General features: G+C 75.8%; 21 protein-coding genes and 1 pseudogene. 2 read left to right on the top strand and 20 right to left on the bottom strand.

The window, feature by feature from the left end:
• Window positions 1–212: 212 nt before the first annotated feature.
• Window positions 213–749 (top strand): M23 family metallopeptidase, encoded by a 537-nt coding sequence (locus BLT39_RS16770; protein ID WP_242658493.1) that lies wholly within the window; start codon window positions 213–215, stop codon window positions 747–749.
• A gap of 34 nt (window positions 750–783) precedes the next feature.
• On the opposite strand, the pseudogene BLT39_RS23535 reads toward BLT39_RS16770, so the two are convergent.
• The 17 genes and pseudogenes from BLT39_RS23535 to rpsP all read right to left on the bottom strand — a co-directional run.
• A pseudogene (locus tag BLT39_RS23535) lies at window positions 784–1,071 on the bottom strand (nuclear transport factor 2 family protein); the annotation flags it as partial.
• 35 nt (window positions 1,072–1,106) lie between these two features.
• Entirely contained in the window at window positions 1,107–1,922 is an 816-nt protein-coding gene (gene whiG / locus BLT39_RS16760) for an RNA polymerase sigma factor WhiG (protein ID WP_091066086.1), read from the bottom strand.
• A 13-nt stretch (window positions 1,923–1,935) separates the two neighbouring features.
• A complete protein-coding gene (locus BLT39_RS16755) occupies window positions 1,936–2,892 on the bottom strand; it encodes a tyrosine recombinase XerC (protein WP_091066084.1) in 957 nt (318 codons plus the stop codon).
• 128 nt (window positions 2,893–3,020) lie between these two features.
• Complete coding sequence (locus tag BLT39_RS22095; RefSeq protein ID WP_131801503.1) at window positions 3,021–3,971, bottom strand: FRG domain-containing protein; 951 nt, start codon at window positions 3,969–3,971, stop codon at window positions 3,021–3,023.
• 50 nt (window positions 3,972–4,021) lie between these two features.
• Window positions 4,022–5,230 carry a DNA-processing protein DprA gene (gene dprA, locus BLT39_RS16745; protein WP_242658492.1) on the bottom strand — a complete coding sequence of 403 codons (1,209 nt, stop codon included), beginning with the start codon at window positions 5,228–5,230 and terminating at the stop codon, window positions 4,022–4,024.
• A complete protein-coding gene (locus BLT39_RS16740) occupies window positions 5,227–6,750 on the bottom strand; it encodes a YifB family Mg chelatase-like AAA ATPase (protein WP_091066080.1) in 1,524 nt (507 codons plus the stop codon). The genes dprA and BLT39_RS16740 overlap by 4 nt, the downstream gene beginning before the upstream one ends.
• Window positions 6,750–7,118, bottom strand: coding sequence for a YraN family protein (locus BLT39_RS16735; protein WP_091066075.1), 369 nt, complete (start codon window positions 7,116–7,118; stop codon window positions 6,750–6,752). The genes BLT39_RS16740 and BLT39_RS16735 overlap by 1 nt, the downstream gene beginning before the upstream one ends.
• 113 nt (window positions 7,119–7,231) lie before the next feature.
• Window positions 7,232–7,567, bottom strand: a complete 336-nt coding sequence (locus BLT39_RS16730) for a DUF2469 domain-containing protein (RefSeq protein WP_091066073.1) — start codon at window positions 7,565–7,567, stop codon at window positions 7,232–7,234.
• Window positions 7,564–8,283 carry a ribonuclease HII gene (locus BLT39_RS16725; RefSeq protein WP_091066068.1) on the bottom strand — a complete coding sequence of 240 codons (720 nt, stop codon included), beginning with the start codon at window positions 8,281–8,283 and terminating at the stop codon, window positions 7,564–7,566. Before BLT39_RS16725 ends, BLT39_RS16730 begins: the two co-directional genes overlap by 4 nt.
• Window positions 8,284–8,402: 119 nt before the next feature.
• Complete coding sequence (locus tag BLT39_RS16720; protein WP_091066064.1) at window positions 8,403–9,137, bottom strand: LuxR C-terminal-related transcriptional regulator; 735 nt, start codon at window positions 9,135–9,137, stop codon at window positions 8,403–8,405.
• A gap of 127 nt (window positions 9,138–9,264) precedes the next feature.
• Window positions 9,265–10,167: a signal peptidase I gene (gene lepB, locus BLT39_RS16715; protein WP_091066061.1), complete on the bottom strand. Its 903-nt coding sequence runs from the start codon at window positions 10,165–10,167 to the stop codon at window positions 9,265–9,267.
• A 96-nt stretch (window positions 10,168–10,263) separates the two neighbouring features.
• Complete coding sequence (gene rplS / locus BLT39_RS16710; protein ID WP_091066058.1) at window positions 10,264–10,629, bottom strand: 50S ribosomal protein L19; 366 nt, start codon at window positions 10,627–10,629, stop codon at window positions 10,264–10,266.
• Between the two features lie 162 nt (window positions 10,630–10,791).
• Window positions 10,792–11,310, bottom strand: coding sequence for an NUDIX hydrolase (locus tag BLT39_RS16705; RefSeq protein ID WP_091066053.1), 519 nt, complete (start codon window positions 11,308–11,310; stop codon window positions 10,792–10,794).
• Window positions 11,307–12,032: a tRNA (guanosine(37)-N1)-methyltransferase TrmD gene (trmD, locus tag BLT39_RS16700; RefSeq protein ID WP_091066051.1), complete on the bottom strand. Its 726-nt coding sequence runs from the start codon at window positions 12,030–12,032 to the stop codon at window positions 11,307–11,309. The genes BLT39_RS16705 and trmD overlap by 4 nt, the downstream gene beginning before the upstream one ends.
• Complete coding sequence (gene rimM, locus BLT39_RS16695) at window positions 12,029–12,523, bottom strand: ribosome maturation factor RimM (RefSeq protein WP_278247004.1); 495 nt, start codon at window positions 12,521–12,523, stop codon at window positions 12,029–12,031. Before rimM ends, trmD begins: the two co-directional genes overlap by 4 nt.
• A 41-nt stretch (window positions 12,524–12,564) precedes the next feature.
• Window positions 12,565–12,801 (bottom strand): RNA-binding protein, encoded by a 237-nt coding sequence (locus BLT39_RS16690; protein WP_091066043.1) that lies wholly within the window; start codon window positions 12,799–12,801, stop codon window positions 12,565–12,567.
• Between the two features lie 3 nt (window positions 12,802–12,804).
• Entirely contained in the window at window positions 12,805–13,278 is a 474-nt protein-coding gene (rpsP, locus tag BLT39_RS16685; protein WP_091066039.1) for a 30S ribosomal protein S16, read from the bottom strand.
• A gap of 164 nt (window positions 13,279–13,442) precedes the next feature.
• Between rpsP and BLT39_RS16680 the strand changes: the two genes are divergently transcribed.
• Window positions 13,443–13,832: a VOC family protein gene (locus BLT39_RS16680; protein ID WP_207508063.1), complete on the top strand. Its 390-nt coding sequence runs from the start codon at window positions 13,443–13,445 to the stop codon at window positions 13,830–13,832.
• Here BLT39_RS16680 and BLT39_RS16675 read toward each other — a convergent pair.
• The 3 genes from BLT39_RS16675 to ffh form a co-directional block, all read right to left on the bottom strand.
• Window positions 13,822–15,558, bottom strand: a complete 1,737-nt coding sequence (locus tag BLT39_RS16675; RefSeq protein ID WP_242658490.1) for a proline--tRNA ligase — start codon at window positions 15,556–15,558, stop codon at window positions 13,822–13,824. The two genes, BLT39_RS16680 and BLT39_RS16675, sit on opposite strands and share 11 nt — an antisense overlap.
• Before the next feature lie 67 nt (window positions 15,559–15,625).
• Window positions 15,626–16,705, bottom strand: coding sequence for an amidohydrolase family protein (locus BLT39_RS16670; RefSeq protein WP_091066032.1), 1,080 nt, complete (start codon window positions 16,703–16,705; stop codon window positions 15,626–15,628).
• Between the two features lie 3 nt (window positions 16,706–16,708).
• Window positions 16,709–18,229: a signal recognition particle protein gene (gene ffh / locus BLT39_RS16665; RefSeq protein ID WP_091066029.1), complete on the bottom strand. Its 1,521-nt coding sequence runs from the start codon at window positions 18,227–18,229 to the stop codon at window positions 16,709–16,711.
• Window positions 18,230–18,234: the final 5 nt, after the last annotated feature.

The following is an 18,234-nucleotide window of genomic DNA, read 5'->3' as shown; positions in this document are numbered from 1 at the left end:
CCTGCACCCGTGCTCTCCGGGACCGGGGTGGGCGCCGCCCCACCGCTGGGGTGGGAGGAGGACGCGCGAAGTCGACCGGTCTCGGACCGGTCGCAGGTTCAGCATACCCGCTCCCGGGGTGGCCCCGTCCGCGGTCCTCCACAGGCCGGGCCGCCGTCCACAGATGCGGCCCGGCCGGCCCGCGCGCCGCCTCGTGGCGGCACCGTCGCGGTGTGCCCGTCCTCCGCCTGGTCCTGCTCGTCGTGCTCGCCGGTGCGCTGCTCACCGGGTCCGCGGCCTCCGCGGCACCGGCCGCCCCGGCGCCCGTGCCGGCCGGGCCCGTCGCCGCACCGGCCGGGCCCTACCGGTGGCCGCTGGACGGCGTCCCCGCGGTCACCCGTGCCTTCGACCCGCCGGCCACGGTCTACGGCGCCGGTCACCGCGGCGTCGACCTCGCCGCCGCGCCCGGTGCGCCGGTGCTGGCCGCCGGGGCCGGGGTGGTCGCCTTCGCCGGGCTGGTGGCCGGCCGGCCGGTGGTCAGCGTGGACCACCCCGACGGCGTGCGGACCACCTACGAGCCGGTGCAGCCGGCGGTCGCGGCGGGCCAGGCGGTCGCCCGCGGGTCGCCGCTGGGGGTGCTGCTGGCCGGTCACGACGGCTGCCCCGCCGCGGCCTGCCTGCACTGGGGCGCCCGGACGGGGCCGGTGGCCTACCTGGACCCGCTGCGGCTGCCCACTCCCCCGCGGGTGCGGCTGCTGCCGTGGGGGTGAACGGGGTGCCCTGGTGGAACCACAGCCGCCACCCCTCGGCCGTGCGCCGCCAGACCGAGCTGCGCCGGGCCAGCCGGCCGGCGACCTCGGAGACGTAGGTCAGGTGGACGACGTCGTCGGCCAGCTGCTCGCCGGCCATCGCGTGCACCCCGGTGTGCTCGCCGGCCAGCGACAGCTCGCCGGCCAGGGCGTCGAGGATCTCCGCCCGGGTCCAGTGCCGCCCCGACGCGCCGACCTCGCGGAACGCCGGGTGCAGCAGGGCGCCGGCCCGGACGGGGTCCGCGCGCACGGCCGGGTCCAGCAGCGCCCGCTCCCCCGCCACGGCGGCCGCCACCGCGCCGTCGTCGGGCACCGCGGTCAGGCGATGTCGGCGAGCTTGGTCCGCAGGTGCAGCACGGCCTTGGTGTGCAGCTGGCAGATGCGGCTCTCGGTCACGCCCAGGACCCGGCCGATCTCGGCCAGGGTCAGGCCCTCGAAGTAGTAGAGGCTGACCACGACCTTCTCCCGGTCGGGCAGCTGCTCGACCGCGCGCGCGAGCAGCTGGCGGGCCTCGCCGTGCTCGGCCATCGCCTGCGGGTCGAGGGCGGCGGTGTCCTTGAGCGTGTCGACCAGCCGGGGCGCTCCCCCGCCGTCGTCGTCGCCGAGCAGCTCGTCGAGGGCGACCACGTTGACCAGGGACAGCTGGCCGAGGAACTTGCGGATCTCCTCCACCTCGACGCCCATCGCGTCGGCGACCTCGCTGTCGGTGGGGCTGCGCTGGAGCTTGGTCTCCAGGGAGGCCACGGTGCGCTCGAACTCGCGGGCGCGCATGCGCACCGACCGCGGGATCCAGTCGGTGGAGCGGAGCTCGTCGATGATCGCGCCGCGGATGCGGGCCATCGCGTAGCTCTCGAACTTGACCTCGCGGGAGGGCTCGTAGCGGGTGATCGCGTCGATGAGGCCGAAGGTGCCGTAGGAGACCAGGTCGGCCTGCTCGACGTGGGCGGGCAGACCCGAGCCGACCCGGCCGGCGACGTACTTCACCAGCGGCGCGTAGTGCAGGATCAGCCGGTCCCGCAGCGCGGAGTCGCGCCCGGCCACGTAGCGCGCCCAGAGGTCGGCCAGCGCGGCGTCCGCGGCCGCGGTGTCGGGCCGGTCGTCCTCGCGCGCATCCGTCTGGCTGGTCCCCGTCACCGTGTGCTCCTCCTCAGGCCCGTGGGTGGGCCGCCGCGTGGACCGCCCGGAGCCGGTCGACCGTCACGTGCGTGTAGATCTGCGTCGTCGCGAGGCTAGCGTGGCCGAGCAGCTCCTGGACCGACCGCAGGTCGGCCCCGCCCTCCAGGACGTGCGTGGCGGCCGAGTGCCGCAGCCCGTGCGGGCCCAGGTCGGGTGCCCCGGGCACCGCGGCGGTGGCCGCGTGCACCACCCGGCGCACCTCCCGCACGTCCAGCCGGCCACCCCGCAGGCCCAGCAGCAGCGCGGGGCCGCTGGAGGACCGCGCCAGCACCGGCCGGCCGGCGTCCAGCCAGCCGCGCAGCGCCCGCTCGGCGGGGACGCCGAAGGGCACGCTGCGCTCCTTGCGCCCCTTGCCCAGCACCCGCAGCAGCCGCCGGCCGTGGTCGACGTCGTCGAGGTCCAGGCCCACCAGCTCGGCCACCCGGATGCCGCTGGCGTACAGCAGGTCGACGACGAGGGCGTCCCGCAGCGCCACGGCGGCCTGCTCGGGCGTGGCGTCCTCGGCCGGGGGGCGCGGCGCCTCGGCCACCGCGCGGGCCTGGTCGGCCGTGAGCACCTCGGGGAGGGTGCGGTGCGCCCGGGGGCTGGCCAGCCGCAGGCCCACGTCGTCGGGGGTCAGCCCGGCGCGGCGCAGGTGGGCGGTGAAGCTGCGCGCCGACGCCGCCCGCCGCGCGGTGGTGGACCGGCCGTCGCCCCGGGTGCGGCCCAGGGCGAGCCAGCTGCGCAGGGTCGCCAGGTCCAGGTCGGCCACCTGGCTGCCCCCGCGGCGGACCAGGTGGTCCAGCAGGGAGACGACGTCGGCGGTGTAGGCGCGCACCGTGTGCCCGGACAGGTCGCGGCCGGCGGTCAGGTGCTCGACCCAGGCGTCCAGGGGCTCGGCCAGCGCCGGGGGCAGGGCCGCGCGCTGGGCAGCGGTCCGGCCGGTCACGTCGCGAGCCTGCGCGAGCGTCCGGGGCGGGTCAACCGGGCTCGCCGGGAGGACCACGCCCCGGTGCGGGACGCGGCACCGACCGGGTGGACCGCCACCGCGCCCGTCACCGTCGGTCACCGGCCGGGTCAGGGCTCCCCCGCGTCCACGTCGTCGTGGGCGGAGACGACCGGCCGGACCGCGTCGAGGTCGAGGTCGACGTGGTCGCCCCGGTAGGCGTCCCGGAACCCCTCGACGTCCGGGTACAGCACGCTGCGCCGCCGGTTGAGCGCCGTCAGGTGGTTGCGGATGGTGGCCTTGAGGCCGGGTGGGACGACGAGCGCGCAGAGCGGCAGCCTCGTGGGGCGCCCGGCCCGGCGCTGACGCTCCCCGAACAGCACGGCCAGCTTCTCCCGGCCCGGCGGGGTGCCGAGCCGGAGGGGCAACCCGTCGACGCCGCACTGCGGGGCGAACGCCGGGACGACGCCCGACAGGAACAGACCCTCCTGCGCGGCCATCCGGGCGCTCGGGACGGCCGGGCGGACGAGGAAGGGCCGCGCGTCCAGGGCCGACCGCCGGAGCGCCTGCCGCAGGCTCCGGGCCGGCGGCTCGGCCGGCCCGCCGGAGCCCTGCCGGGGGTCGGTGGTCGGGTAGGTCGGCAGGCCCGTGACGTCGAGGGCGAGGAGCACCCCGCTGACGTCGTCACCGCCCTCGCAGGCGAACCAGAGGCCCGTCATGGGGTTGTCGGTCACGTCGAGCAGCCGGGTGGGCAGACCGTGCTGCTGCAGGTGAGCGAGCAGGTCGAGGTCGGTCGCGGCCGGACCGGTGCCCGGACCCCACGCGCGGGCCGCCCGCAGGATGGCCAGCTCGTTCTGCCGCACGAGAAGCTCGTCCGGCAGGGGGTCGGCCTCGTCGACGACCAGCTCGCGCAGCAGGCCGGACCGGACCCGGAGGCGGCTGCTGGTGCAGCCCCGCCAGACGTAGCGCCGGTGGGGCGCCAGCGAGACGATGCGCATGACCGCGCGGTACGCCTCGTCCTGGGACTCGACGCGGTGGCCCCACCCGCTGCGCACCCACTGCGGGTCGGCCTGCTCCGCCATCCCGTCAGTCTGCCGTCCTGCGCTCCCGGCCCGCTGGGCGCCGGGGCCGGTCAGCCGCGGTCCCGGGTGACCCGCCAGCCACCGGCGACCCGCTCCACCAGGCCGTGCAGCTCCAGCACCGGCAGCACCCGCAGCACGTCCAGCTCGGCGCACCCGGCGACGGCGGCCAGCCGCTCCGGCGGGACCCCGATCCGCACCGGGCAGGCGTCCAGCACCCGGCGCGCGACGTCGGTGAGCTCGTCCCGCGGCGACGGGGACCGCGCGGGGGCGGCCGCGAGGTCGGCGCCGATGCGGCCCACCTCCTCCAGCACCTCGGCGGCCGAGCTGACCAACCGCGCGGGCTCGTCACCGCGCAGCAGCTGGTGCACCCCGACCGACAGCGCACTGGTCACCGGCCCCGGCACGCCCATCACCGGCCGGCCGAGCTCGCGCGCCCGGTTGGCGGTGGCCAGCGACCCCGACCGCGCGGCCGCCTCCACGACCACCGTGCCCCGGGACAGCGCCGCGATCAGCCGGTTGCGGACCAGGAACCGGTGGCCCAGCGGTGCCGAGCCGGGCGGCCACTCGCTGACCACCAGGCCGTCGTCCAGCACGCGCTCGAGCAGCGCGGCGTGGCCGGCCGGGTAGGCGCGGTCCACCCCGCAGGCCAGCACCGCGACCGTCGCTCCCCCGGCGGCCACCGCGCCCCGGTGCGCGGCGGCGTCGATGCCGGTGGCCGCCCCCGACACCGTCGTCCAGCCCCGTGACCACAGCCCGGCGGCCAGCTCGCCGGCCACGTGGTTGCCGTAGGCGGTGCTGGCGCGCGAGCCGACGACCGCGACCGACCGGTCGACGAGCTCGTCCAGCCGCGGCCGGCCCCGCACCCACAGGCCCAGGGGCGGCACCAGGGCCACCGTGCGGTCGGTGCCGCGGGCCTGCCGGTCGGCGGCCACGGCCAGGCAGTGCAGCGCGCGGGTGGGCCACTCGTCGTCACCGGGCACGACGAGCCGCGCACCCAGCCGGGCCGCGGTGAGCAGGTCGGCCAGGCTGCGGTCCTCCCCGCGCGCGGCGGCCTGGGTCACGAAGCGGGCCGGCGCGGTGCCCGCCAGCAGCGAGCGCACCGCCGCCACCGGGCCGGTGTCCCCGACCCAGCGCACCAGCGCCTGGTCCCCCGGCTCGAACACCCGGGTCAGCCACGCACCGGCCCGCTGCCGCACCCCCGGGTCGGCCGGGTCGCCGGCGACCACCGACACCAGCGCGCCCTCCGCGACGGCGCTCACGCCGCGGCCGCCGGCAGCCGCAGGCCGAGGGCCTCGCCGACCTCATCCGCGCCGGGGACCGACCGGCCCGCCAGGTCGGCGAGGGTCCAGGCCACCCGCATGGTGCGGTCCAGGCCCCGCACCGAGAGGGCACCGCGCTCCAGCGCCCGCTCGGCCAGGGCCAGGGCCGCGCGCGGTATCGGCCACCGTTCGCGCAGGACCCGGCCGGGCACCTCGCCCGTGGTGCGCAGCCCGGTGCCGGCCAGCCGCTGCGCCGCCGTGGCGCGCGCGTCGCGCACCCGCGCGGCGACGACGGCGGTGGACTCGGGTGCCGCCACCCGGTCCAGCCAGCCCGCCCGGGTGACCGGTGGCAGCTGCACCCGCAGGTCGACCCGGTCCAGCAGCGGGCCGGACAACCGGGCCTGGTAGCGCCGTCGTTCCAGGGAGCCGCAGGTGCAGGCCGCGTCGCCGGCCGGGGAGGCGCACGGGCACGGGTTGGCCGCCAGCACCAGCTGCGCGCGGCACGGGAAGGTGGCCGACCCGTGCGCGCGGTGGATGGTGACCGTGCCCCGCTCCAGCGGCTGGCGCAGCGTGTCCAGCACGGTGCGCGGGAACTCGGGGGCCTCGTCCAGGAAGAGCACGCCGCCGTGCGCCCGGGACAGCGCGCCCGGTCGGATCTGGCCCGAGCCGCCGCCCACGAGCGACACCGCCGACGCCGAGTGGTGCGGCGCCTCGAAGGGCGGCCGGGTGATCAGCGCCGCGCCGGCCGGCAGCGTGCCGGCCACCGAGGCGACCGCGGTGACCTCGGTGGCCAGCTCGTCGTCCAGGGCGGGCAGCAACCCGGGCAGCCGCTGGGCCAGCATGGTCTTGCCCGACCCGGGCGGGCCGGACAGGAACAGGTGGTGCCCGCCCGCAGCCGCGACCTCGACCGCCCGGCGCCCCGTCACCTGGCCCACGACGTCGGCCAGGTCGGGCCCGGGCGGCAGCGGCGGTGCCGGCGCCCGCACGTGCTGGCCGAGCCGGGCGCCCCCGCGGCGCAGGTGGGCGACCACCTCGGTGAGGTGCGCGGCGGCCAGCACCTGCACCCCGCCGACCAGCGCGGCCTCGTCGGCGCTGGCGGCGGGGACGACGACGGTGCCGAAGCCCGCCTCGCGGGCGGCCAGCACCCCGGGCAGCACGCCGCGCACCCCGCGCAGGGAGCCGTCCAGGCCCACCTCGCCGAGGAACACCGGGCGGTCGACGTCGTGCAGCGCGAGCTTGCCGGTGGCGGCCAGCGCGGCCACGGCCAGGGCGAGGTCGAAGCCGGCGCCCTGCTTGGGCATCGCGGCCGGCGACAGCGCGATGGTCACCCGGCCGTCGGGGAAGGACCAGCCGCAGCGGCGCACGGCGGCCCGCACCCGGTCGACCGACTGCCGCACCACGGCGTCGGGCAGCCCCACCAGGGACAGCCCGGGTGCGCCGGGGGCGTCGTCCACGGCCACCTCGACGAGGGCGCCGGCCACCCCGACCAACCCCACCGACCAGGTGCGGGCCTGCGCCATCAGAACGCCCCGCGCAGGTGGCTGACGGTGGCCCGCCCGGCGACCACGACCACCCCGACGACGTCGAAGCGCAGGCTGCCAGCGCGCTCGTCGTGCGCGTCGAGCCACCGGCCGGCCAGCTGCTTGAGCCGGGCCTGCTTGGCCGGGGTGACCCCCTCCAGCGGGGTGCCGTAGCGGGTGCCCGAGCGGGTCTTGACCTCGCAGAACACCAGCGCGTCGCCCTCGCGGGCGACGACGTCGAGCTCACCGCGCGGGCAGCGCCAGTTGCGGTCCAGGACGGTCAGCCCGGCCGCGGTCAGGTGGTCGACGGCCAGCTGCTCGCCGTGGGCGCCCAGGGCGGCGCGCCGGTCGGCTCGGGAGGTCTGCACGCCGACACCGTGGCGCCGGGCGCGCCGGTCCGGGGCCGTCCGGGCGCATCTGTGGACGGCGGCCCCCGGTGTGGACGGCGGCGGGCGCGGTGACCCGCCGCCGTGCTAGGGCCTCAGGTGGCGGGCCCGCGCGAGATGCCGGGGTCGTCGGGCAGCTCGAGGTCGGGCTTGTCCAGCTCCTCGACGTTGACGTCCTTGAACGTCACCACCCGCACGTTCTTCACGAAGCGGGCGGGCCGGTACATGTCCCAGACCCAGGCGTCGGAGAGCTTCAGCTCGAAGAACACCTCGCCGCCGGCCTCGCGGACCTGCAGGTCCACGGAGTTGGCCAGGTAGAACCGCCGCTCGGTCTCCACCACGTAGGAGAACTGCCGGACGATGTCCTTGTACTCCCGGTAGAGCTGCAGCTCCATCTCGGTCTCGTACTTCTCGAGGTCCTCGGTGCTCATCGCAGACTCTCCACGGGCGTCGGGGACTGGTGCACCCGACCATCATCGTCCATCAGGGACCGGCCGCCACGCGCGACGTGCGCGTCCCGGGCCCGGGCCACGTTGACGAACCGGTGCCGGTGCTCCGGGCAGGGGCCGAAGCGGTCCAGCGCGGCGGTGTGCAGGTCGGTGATGTAGCCCTTGTGCACGTCGAACTCGTAGTGCGGGAACCGGCGGTGCAGGTCGACCATCATCCGGTCCCGGGTGACCTTCGCCAGCACCGACGCCGCGGCCACGCATGCGGCCACCCGGTCGCCCTTCCAGACCGCCAGCGTCGGCTGGGCCAGCCCGCTGACCGGGAAGCCGTCGGTCAGCACGTAGTCCGGCGCGGTGTCCAGGCCGCCGACGGCCCGCCGCAGCGCCTCGATGTTGGTCACGTGCATGCCGCGCTCGTCGAGCTCGGGGACGTCGACCACCACCACCGACCAGGACACCGCGCGGGCCACCACCTCGGCGTACACGCGTTCCCGGGCAGCCGCGGTGAGCAGCTTGGAGTCGGCCAGGCCGGGCACGCGGCCCCGCCGTCCGGCCGGCAGGATGCACGCGGCGGCGACCAGGGGCCCGGCGCAGGCGCCGCGGCCGGCCTCGTCGGCGCCGGCGACGGCGGCGAAGCCGCGACGGCGCAGCGAGCCCTCCATGGACCAGAGGGCGTCGGGGGCACGGGGTGGGGCGACCATCGCCTGCCGAGCCTACGACGGGACACGAGCCGGCCCCCGGACGACGGGGACCGGCTCGGGGCCGTGGGGGTGTGCAGCCGGGGCGCCGAGGAGGCGGACGCCCCGACCGCACGGGTCGGTCAGACGGTGGCGGCCTCGCCGACGACCTCGCCGGCCGGGGCCGGGGCGTGGCCGTGGCCGCAGGTGCAGCTGCCGCCGTTGCGGGCCGACAGCACCAGGGAGACCGCGTGCGCCCGGTCGCGGGCACCCAGCTTGCGCAGGATGGCCTTGACGTGGCTCTTGACGGTGTCCTCGGAGATGAACAGGTTGCGGCCGATGGCGCGGTTGCTCTGGCCCTGGATCAGCTCGTCGAGGACGTCGGACTCGCGGCGGGTCAGCGGCACCGAGGGGGTGAGCTCCTTGGCCACCGGGACCTCGCTGGGCTCCACCCGGCGGATCTGCGGGTCGACGACGGTGCGGCCGGCGCGGGCGGCCAGGACCGACCAGCCGAGCAGGGTCGGCGAGGTGTTCATGAGCAGGTAGCCGCGGATGCCGGCGGCGAGGGCCTCGTTGACCACGGCGGGGTCCTCGGAGGTGGCCAGCGCGACGATCGCGACGCGGGGGTAGCGGCGACGCAGGTCGCGGCAGACGGCCAGGGTGGCGGCGCGGCCGGCGCCGAGCTCGACGACGACGGCGTCGGGGCGGGCGGACTCGACCAGGGTCAGGGCCCGGCGGACCTCGCCGGGGACGCCGACGGCCTGCATGCCGGCGGTCTCGTTGACCATGCTGACCAGGCCACGGCGCAGGACCGGGGCGTCAGCGAGGAGCAGAACGCGGGTGACGCCGCGGGTCGTTCCGGCCGGGGTGCTGGACATTGCATTTTCTCCGTTCGAGTGCGATGACTGACAATCCGTTCATCGACTCACCCGAGCGGGTGCTTGAACACTTCTTGGTGATTTTTTCCATCACTCCCCGGAATGGTGTCCACCATTCCGGGGGCGGTCATCGGCGGCGCCGTCTCCAGGCCGCGACGGGGACCGCGCCGCCGAGGCCGAGCAGCAGCGGCGCGACGAGGGCGACGTCGCCCTGCACCGCCATCCCCTCGGCCTGCTGCGGCTGGATGGCCGGGCTGTCCAGGAAGGTGAACCGGCTGAACGGCCACACGATGACCGAGGCCTTGCCGATGACGTCGTCCACGCCGATGGTGCCGGCGTACTGGTCGCCCACGTGGGAGCGGGAGTCCGCCGAGGCCGAGCGGTGGTCGCCCATGACCCACAGCCGGCCCTCGGGCACGATCACGGGGCCGAACGGGCGGGACTCCAGCGGGGTGTTCTCGTAGATGTAGGGCTCGTCCAGCGGCTGGCCGTCGACGGTGACCCGGCCCTGGTCGTCGCAGCACTGCACGGTCTGCCCGCCGGTGGCGATGACCCGCTTGACGTAGTCGTCCTCGCTGGGCGGGGCCACGCCGATGGCCCGGCCGAGGAACAGCGCGGCGGAGGAGAACCAGTTGCCCGGTTCGGACACCTGCACCTCGGGCGTCCAGGTGTCGGGGCCCTGGAAGACCACGATGTCGCCGGGCTGGGGCTCGGAGAACCAGTACGGCGGCTTGGTCACCAGCACCCGGTCACCGGTGCACCCGGTGCAACCGTGCAGCGTCTGCTCCATCGAGCCCGACGGGATGAAGAACGCCTGCACCAGGAACGTCTTGACCAGCAGCGCCAGCACGAAGGCGACCACCAGCAGGACCGGCAGCTCCTTGAGCAGCGAGCCCTTCTTCTGCTCCTCGCGGTCACGCCGGCGGGCCCGCCGGGAGAACCGGCCGACGTGGACCTCGTCCTCACCGCCGCCCGGGCGGTGGTTCCCGGACTCGTCGTCGGCGGGGTCGCTCGTGCGGTCGGTGCTCATCGCCGGTCAGCGTACGGTCCGGTGCCGCGCAACCTGTCCAGGACGCACGACGGCCCGGCTGCCGGAGGGCAGCCGGGCCGTGCGGGACGAGCGGGGTCAGCGGGCGACGGCCTCGCGGACCTCGCGCTTCTCCTTGATCTTGGCGGCCTTGCCGCGCAGGTCGCGCAGGTAGTACAGCTTGGCCCGGCGGACGTCACCGCGGGTCAGCACCTCGATGTTCTCCACGACGGGGGTGTGCACCGGGAAGGTGCGCTCCACGCCGACGCCGAAGCTGACCTTGCGGACGGTGAAGGTCTCGCGGATGCCCCCGCCCTGGCGGCGCAGGATGACGCCCTGGAAGACCTGGATGCGCGAGCGGTTGCCCTCGATGACCCGCACGTGCACCTTCACGGTGTCCCCGGGGCGGAAGTCGGGGATGTCGTCGCGCAGCGACTCGGCGTCGAGGGCGTCCAGGGTGTTCATCGCAGCAGTCCTCAGTCCTAGCGGTGTCTGTTCTCGGGCTGCCCGCCGGGCGCGCAGCGGCCTCGGCAGGTGATCCGGGGAACCGCGCTCGATGCAGAGCGGCAGCAGCAGTGCTCCATCGTGCCACACCCGGGCGCCGGTGGACGCGGCGGGCCTGTGATCTCAGCCGTCGACGACCCGCGGCGGGCCGGTCCACGGGCCCGCCAGCAGGGCGGGCAGCAGGTCGGCGAGCTCCCGCGGGGCGAACGCCTCGGCCGAGGCGACCACCTCCGCGAGGCTCCACCAGCGGTGCGGCTCGTCGGCCAGCACCTCGAGCTCGGTGCGGCCGGCGACGTCGACGACGTGCTCGACGTCGCGCAGCACGAAGAAGGTCTCCCGGCTGTCGACGACCCGGCCGCCGAACTCCCCCACGTGCCGCCGGAGCCAGACCGGCCCCTCGAGGTCGGCCGGGTCCGCGACCAGCCCGGTCTCCTCGGCCAGCTCGCGCACGGCGGCCGCCCGCAGCGACTCGCCCTCCTCGACCCCGCCGCCGGGGGTGTACCACCACTGCACGTCACCGGGGACGGCGTCCGGGGCGGTCAGCCGCCCGCCGAACAGCAGCACCCGGCCGGCGGGGTCCAGCACCAGCACGCGCGCGGTGGGCCGGACCCAGGCGGTGCCGCCCCGGGCCGCGGCGGTCACGCGTCGGCGTCCAGGGCCGCCCGGTCGGCGGGGGTGAGCTCGACGCCGGCCAGCAGGTCGGGACGGCGGTCGGCGGTGCGCCGGATCGACTCCGCGCGCCGCCAGCGGGCGATCGCGGCGTGGTCACCGGAGAGCAGCACCGGCGGGACGTCGTGGCCGCGCCAGGACGCCGGACGGGTGTAGGAGGGCCCCTCGAGCAGCCCGTCGGCGTGCGAGTCGAACTCCACGGACTCGGCGTTGCCGACCACGCCCGGGATCAGCCGGGTGACCGCCTCGACCATCACCAGCACCGCGGACTCCCCGCCGGCCAGCACGTAGTCACCGATGCTGACCTCCGACACCGGCCCGTGCGCGGCGGCGTCGTCGGCCACCCGCTGGTCGATGCCCTCGTACCGGCCGCAGGCGAAGACCAGCCCCGGCTCGGTCGCCCACTGCGCCGCGACGGCCTGGGTGAACGGGCGCCCGGCGGGGGTCGGCACCACCAGCCGGGTGCCGGGGCGGCGCACGTCGGCCAGCGCACGGCCCCACGGCTCGGGCCGCATGACCATGCCCGGCCCGCCGCCGTAGGGGCTGTCGTCGACGGTGCGGTGCACGTCGTCGGTCCACGCGCGCAGGTCGTGCACGCCGATCTCGACCAGCCCCTTGGCGGCGGCCTTGCCCAGCAGCGCCTGGCCCAGCGGGGCGAGGTACTCGGGGAAGATCGTCAGGACGTCGATCCTCACAGCTCCAGCAGCCCCTCGGGCGGGGTGATGACCAGGTGCCCGGCGGCGACGTCCACGGTCGGGACGATGGCGCGGACGAAGGGCACCAGCAGGTCGTGGGTGCCCGGTCGCCGCACCACGAGCAGCTCGGCGGCGTCGTGCCGGACGGCGGAGACGCTGCCGACGACGGTGCCGTCGGCGAGCCGGACCTCCAGCCCGACGAGCTGGTGGTCGTAGAAGGAGTCGTCCTCGAGCTCGGGGAGGTCGGCGACCTCGACCACCAGCAGGGTGCCGCGCAGCTCGTCGGCGGCCTGCCGGTCCGCGACGCCCTCGATGCGCAGCAGGAGGGTGCCCGAGTGCCACTTCACCGACTCGACGGTCAGCGGCCCGCGGTCGGCCGGCTCGGTGGCCAGCACGGCGCCGGGGCGGAACCGGCGGTCGGGGTCGTCGGTGCGCACCTCGACGGTCACCTCACCACGAACACCGTGGGGTCGGCCGATGCGGCCGACCACCACGGTGTCGGAGGGGGTGCCCTGCGGGCGCGGGGTGGTGCTCAGCGCCCGTCGGTGTCGACGACGTCGACCCGCAGGCCGCGTCCGCCGACGCCGGTCATGACCTGGCGCAGCGCCTTGGCGGTGCGCCCGCCGCGGCCGATGACCTTGCCGAGGTCGTCGGGGTGCACCCGGACCTCGAGGGTCTTGCCGCGGCGGCCGTTGATCAGGTCGACGGCGACGTCGTCGGGGTTGTCGACGATGCCCTTGACCAGGTGCTCGAGCGCCTCTTCGAGCACGTCTTACTCGGCAGCGGTCTTGCCGGCGGACCCGTCGGCCGGGGCGTCCTCGGCCAGCTCGGCCTCGGCCTCGGGGGTGGCGTCGGCCTTGACCGCAGCCTTCTTCTTCGGGGTGGTGGCCCCGGCGGCCGGCTCGTCGGCGGCGGCGCGCGCGGCCTCCTCGTAGGCGGCCTTCTTGTCGGGCTTGGGGGCCGCGACCTTCATCGGCTCGGGGGCCGGCTCGCCCTTGAACTTCTGCCAGTCACCGGTCACCCGCAGGATGGCGGCGACGGCCTCGGTCGGCTGCGCACCGACGCCCAGCCAGTAGGCGGCACGCTCGGCGTCGACCTCGATGAAGGAGGGGTCCTCCTTGGGGTGGTACTTGCCGATCGTCTCGATCGAGCGGCCGTCCCGCTTGGTGCGGGAGTCGGCGACGACGATGCGGTAGTACGGCGCGCGCATCTTGCCCAGACGCATGAGCTTGATCTTGGTGGCCACGGTGGGTGGTGTACTCCTCGTACGGGTTCTCGGGTGCTCGCCCCTGCGGGCGCGTGGGGGTACGCCGGGGGCGGAGCGGGTGGACACGCGGCCGCGACGGTGAGAGGGCCGCCGGCAGCACGTGCTCGACCGCCCATCATGCCAGACGACGGGAGGACGCCGGGATGCTGCTCCACCACGTCGAGCTGTGGGTGCCCGACCTCACCCGCGCCGTCCGCTCCTGGGGCTGGCTGCTGACCCAGCTGGGCGCCGAGCCCTTCCAGTCCTGGTCGGGCGGCCGGTCGTGGCGGGCCGGGGAGGTCTACGTCGTCCTGGAGCAGTCGCCGGACCTACTGGGGACGGCGCACGAGCGGCGCCGTCCGGGGCTGAACCACCTGGCGTTCCACGTGCCCGCCGGCCGGCTCGACGGGCTGGTGGACGACGCCCCGGTGCACGGGTGGCGGCTGCTGTTCGCCGACCGCCACCCGTTCGCCGGTGGGCCCGACCACCGGGCGGCCTACCTGGAGGACGCCGACGGCTTCGAGGTGGAGCTGGTGGAGCGGGTCAGCCCCTGACGGCGGCCAGCACCGCGGCGGCGGCGCCGTCGACGGGGATGTCCTGCCGGTCGCCGGTGGCCCGGTCGCGCAGCTCCAGCACGCCCTCGGCCAGGCCGCGGCCGACGGTGACGATGGTCGGCATCCCGAGCAGCTCGGCGTCCTTGAACTTCACGCCGGGGCTGACCTTGGGCCGGTCGTCGTAGAGCACGGTCAGCCCGGCGGCGACCAGCTCGCCGGCGAGGGCCTCGGCCGCGGTGAACACCGCTGCGTCCTTGCCGGTGGCGACCAGGTGCACGTCGGCCGGGGCGACCTCGCGCGGCCAGACCAGGCCGAGCTCGTCGTGCGTGGACTCCGCGATCGCGGCCACCGCGCGGGAGACGCCGATGCCGTAGGAGCCCATGGTGACCGTGACGAGCTTGCCGTTCTCGTCGAGCACCTTGAGGTCCAGGGCGTCGGCGTACTTGCGGCCGAGGGCGAACACGTGGCCCATCTCCACGCCGCGGGCCAGCTCCAGCGGGCCGGACCCGTCGGGGGCGGGGTCGCCGGCGCGCACCTCGGCGGCCTCGACGGTGCCGTCCCAGGTGAAGTCCCGGCCGGCGACGAGGTCGAAGACGTGCTTGCCGGCCTCGTTGGCCCCGGTGATCCAGCGGCTGCCGATGACCACCCGGGGGTCGACCAGGTAGCGGATGCCCGAGTCGCTGTCGGCACCGAGCACCTGCGGCCCGATGTAGCCCTTGACCAGCGCCGGGTGCGCGGCGAAGTCGGTGAAGGGCTCGACCTCGGCCGGGGAGACCTGGGCCTCCAGCCGCTTGGTGTCGACCTCGCGGTCGCCGGGGATGCCGATGACCAGCGGCTCGGCGGTGCCGTCGGGGTGGCGCAGCTGCACGACGACGTTCTTCAGCGTCGAGGCGGCGGTGTAGCCGGCGTCGGGGAACAGCTCGGTGGCGACGGCGACCAGCGTCTCGATGGTCGGGGTGTCGGGGGTGTCCTCGACGTGCGCGGCCGGCAGGCCGTCGACGGGGATCTCCGCGGGCGCGACGGTGGTGACCGCCTCGACGTTGGCGGCGTACCCCCCGGGCGAGCGGACGAAGGTGTCCTCGCCGACCGCGGTGGGGTGCAGGAACTCCTCCGACCGGGAGCCGCCCATCGCCCCGGAGGTGGCCGAGACGATGACGTACTCCAGGCCCAGCCGGTCGAAGATGCGGGTGTAGGCCTCGCGGTGCGCGGCGTAGGAGGCGTCCTGGCCGGCGTCGTCGACGTCGAAGGAGTAGCTGTCCTTCATCACGAACTCACGGCCGCGGAACAGCCCGGCCCGCGGCCGTGCCTCGTCCCGGTACTTGGTCTGGATCTGGTAGATCGACAGGGGCAGGTCCTTGTAGGACCCGTAGAGGTCCTTCACGAGGAGGGTGAACATCTCCTCGTGGGTGGGGCCGAGCAGGAAGTCGGCGCCCTTGCGGTCCTGCAGGCGGAACAGGTTGTCGCCGTACTCGGTCCAGCGGCCGGTGGCCTCGTAGGGCTCGCGGGGCAGCAGCGCCGGGAAGTGCACCTCCTGCGCGCCCATCGCGTCCATCTCCTCGCGGACGACGCGCTCGACGTTGCGGTAGACCCGCCACCCCAGCGGCAGCCAGGTGAACCCGCCGGGCGCGGCCCGGCGGATGTAGCCGCCCCGCACCAGCAGGCGGTGGCTGGGGACCTCGGCGTCGGCCGGGTCGTCGCGCAGGGTGCGCAGGAACAGGGTGGACATCCGCAACAGCACGGGGGCAGTCTCCCAGCCCTCCCCCGCCCTCCTGCGACCGGTTTCCCGGGGCCGGTCACCGGGCGGGGGTGACCACCCGGCCGCGGAGCACCGTCAGCTGCGGACGCGCGAGGGCGTCGAGGTCCGCGCGGGGGTCGCGGTCGTAGACCACCAGGTCGGCCGGCGCCCCCTCGACCAGGCCGGGCAGGCCCAGCCACTCCCGGGCGGCCCAGGACGCGGCGGCCAGTGCGGCCTCGACCGGCAGCCCGGCGGCGTGCAGCGCCCGGACCTCCTCGGCGATCGTGCCGTGGTCGATGCCCCCGCCGGCGTCGGTCCCGGCGAAGACCGGCACCCCGGCCTCGTACGCCGCCCGCACCACCGCGCCCGACGAGGCGTGCAGCCGGCGCATCGTCGAGGCGTAGGAGGGGAACCTCGCCTCCCCCGCCGCGGCGAAGCCGGGGAAGTGCGCCACGTTCACCAGCGTGGGGACGACGGCCGTGCCGCGCGCCGCCATCTCCCCGATGAGGTCCTCGGTCAGGCCGGTGCCGTGCTCCACGCAGTCGATGCCGGCCCGGACGAGCCCGGGCAGGGCGTCGGTGCCGAAGGTGTGCGCGGTGACCCGGGCACCCTCGGCGTGCGCGGCGGCGATCGCCTCGGCCAGCGCGTCGTCGGGCCACAGCGGGCCCAGGTCGCCCACGCCGCGGTCGATCCAGTCACCGACCAGCTTCACCCAGCCGTCGCCGCGGCGGGCCTGGGTGCGCACCTCGTCGGCCAGCGACGCGGGTTCGACCTCCACGGCCAGGCCCGGGAGGTAGCGCCGCTCGCGGGCCACGTGCTGTCCGGCGCGCAGGATCCGGGGCAGCTCGGGGTCGTCGTCCAGCGCGCGGGTGTCCACCGGCGAGCCGCAGTCGCGCAGCAGCAGCACCCCCGCGTCCCGCTCGACCCGCGCCTGCTCGCGGGCGGCCGCGAGGTCGGCGACGGGCCCGCCGCCGCGCGCGATCCCGACGTGGCAGTGCGCGTCGACCAGCCCCGGCAGCACGAAGCCGCCCCGGGAGACGGTCTCGGCCCCCGGGACCGGCTCGAAGGTGATCCGCCCGTCGCGCACCCACAGGTCGCGCTGCTCCCCCTCGGGCAGCAGCACCCCCGACAGGTGCACGGCTCAGCGGTCCTTGAACTTGCTGAAGTCGAGGGTCGACAGGTCGGGCAGCTGCTGGCCCGGGGGCAGCCCCGGGATCCCGCCCGGCGGCATCGAGGGGCCGGCGCCGATCTGCCGGCGCGCGGGCTTCTTGGCCTTGCCCTTGCCGCCCTTGCGGGCCGGGGCCTGCTGCTGGCGCCCGCGGGCCTTCTTCGACATCGGGCCCATCCCCGGCATGCCCATCGAGCCGGCCATCTGGCCCATCATCTTCTGGGCCTGCGCGAACCGCTCCAGCAGCGAGTTCACCTCGGTGACGGTGACACCGGAGCCGTTGGCGATCCGGACCCGCCGCGAGGCGTTGATGATCTTGGGGGTGTTGCGCTCCCCCGGCGTCATCGACCGGATGATCGCCGCGGTGCGGTCGAGGTCCCGGTCGTCGATGTTCTTCAGCTGCTCCTTCATCTGCCCGGCGCCGGGCAGCATGCCGAGCAGGTTGGCGATCGGCCCCATCTTGCGGATGGCCATCATCTGCTCGAGGAAGTCCTCGAGGGTGAAGCCGTCGCGGCTGGCCAGCTTGCCGGCCATCTTCTCGGCCTGCTCGGCGTCGAAGGCCTGCTCGGCCTGCTCGATGAGGGTGAGCACGTCGCCCATGCCGAGGATGCGCGAGGCCATCCGCTCGGGGTGGAAGACGTCGAAGTCGGCCAGCTTCTCGCCGGTCGAGGCGAACATGATGGGCTGCCCGGTCACCCCGCGGACCGACAGCGCGGCACCACCGCGGGCGTCGCCGTCGAGCTTGGTGAGCACGACGCCGGAGAACCCGACGCCCTCCTGGAAGGCGATCGCCGTGGTGACGGCGTCCTGGCCGATCATGGCGTCGACGACGAACAGCGTCTCGTCGGGCTGCACGGCGTCGCGGATGCCGGCGGCCTGCGCCATCAGCTCGGCGTCGATGCCCAGCCGGCCGGCGGTGTCGACCACGACGACGTCGTGCATGGAGCGGCGGGCGTGCTCGATCGAGTCCCGGGCGACCTGGATCGGGTCGCCGACGCCGTTGCCCGGCTGCGGGGCGTAGACGTCGACCCCGGCCTGCCCGGCCACGACCGACAGCTGGTTGACCGCGTTGGGGCGCTGCAGGTCGCAGGCCACCAGCAGCGGGGTGTGCCCCTGCGCCTTGAGCCAGCGGCCGAGCTTGCCGGCCAGCGTCGTCTTCCCGGCGCCCTGCAGACCGGCCAGCATGATGACCGTCGGCGAGGTCTTGGCGTAGCGGATGCGCCGGGTCTCCCCGCCGAGGATGCCGACGAGCTCCTCGTTGACGATCTTGATGATCTGCTGGGCGGGGTTCAGCGCCTGGCTGACCGCGGCACCGCGCGCCCGCTCCTTGACCGCGCCGATGAACTCGCGGACCACCGGCAGGGCGACGTCGGCCTCGAGCAGCGCGATCCGGATCTCCCGGGCCGTGGCGTCGATGTCGGCGTCGGAGAGCCGGCCCTTGCCGCGCAGCCCGGTGAAGACCTTGTCGAGCCGGTCGGAGAGGGTCTCGAACACAACAC

It is taken from the genome of Klenkia brasiliensis, from assembly GCF_900100695.1.
Classification (GTDB): domain Bacteria; phylum Actinomycetota; class Actinomycetes; order Mycobacteriales; family Geodermatophilaceae; genus Klenkia; species Klenkia brasiliensis.
This window is presented reverse-complemented; position numbering and strand designations above follow the sequence as displayed.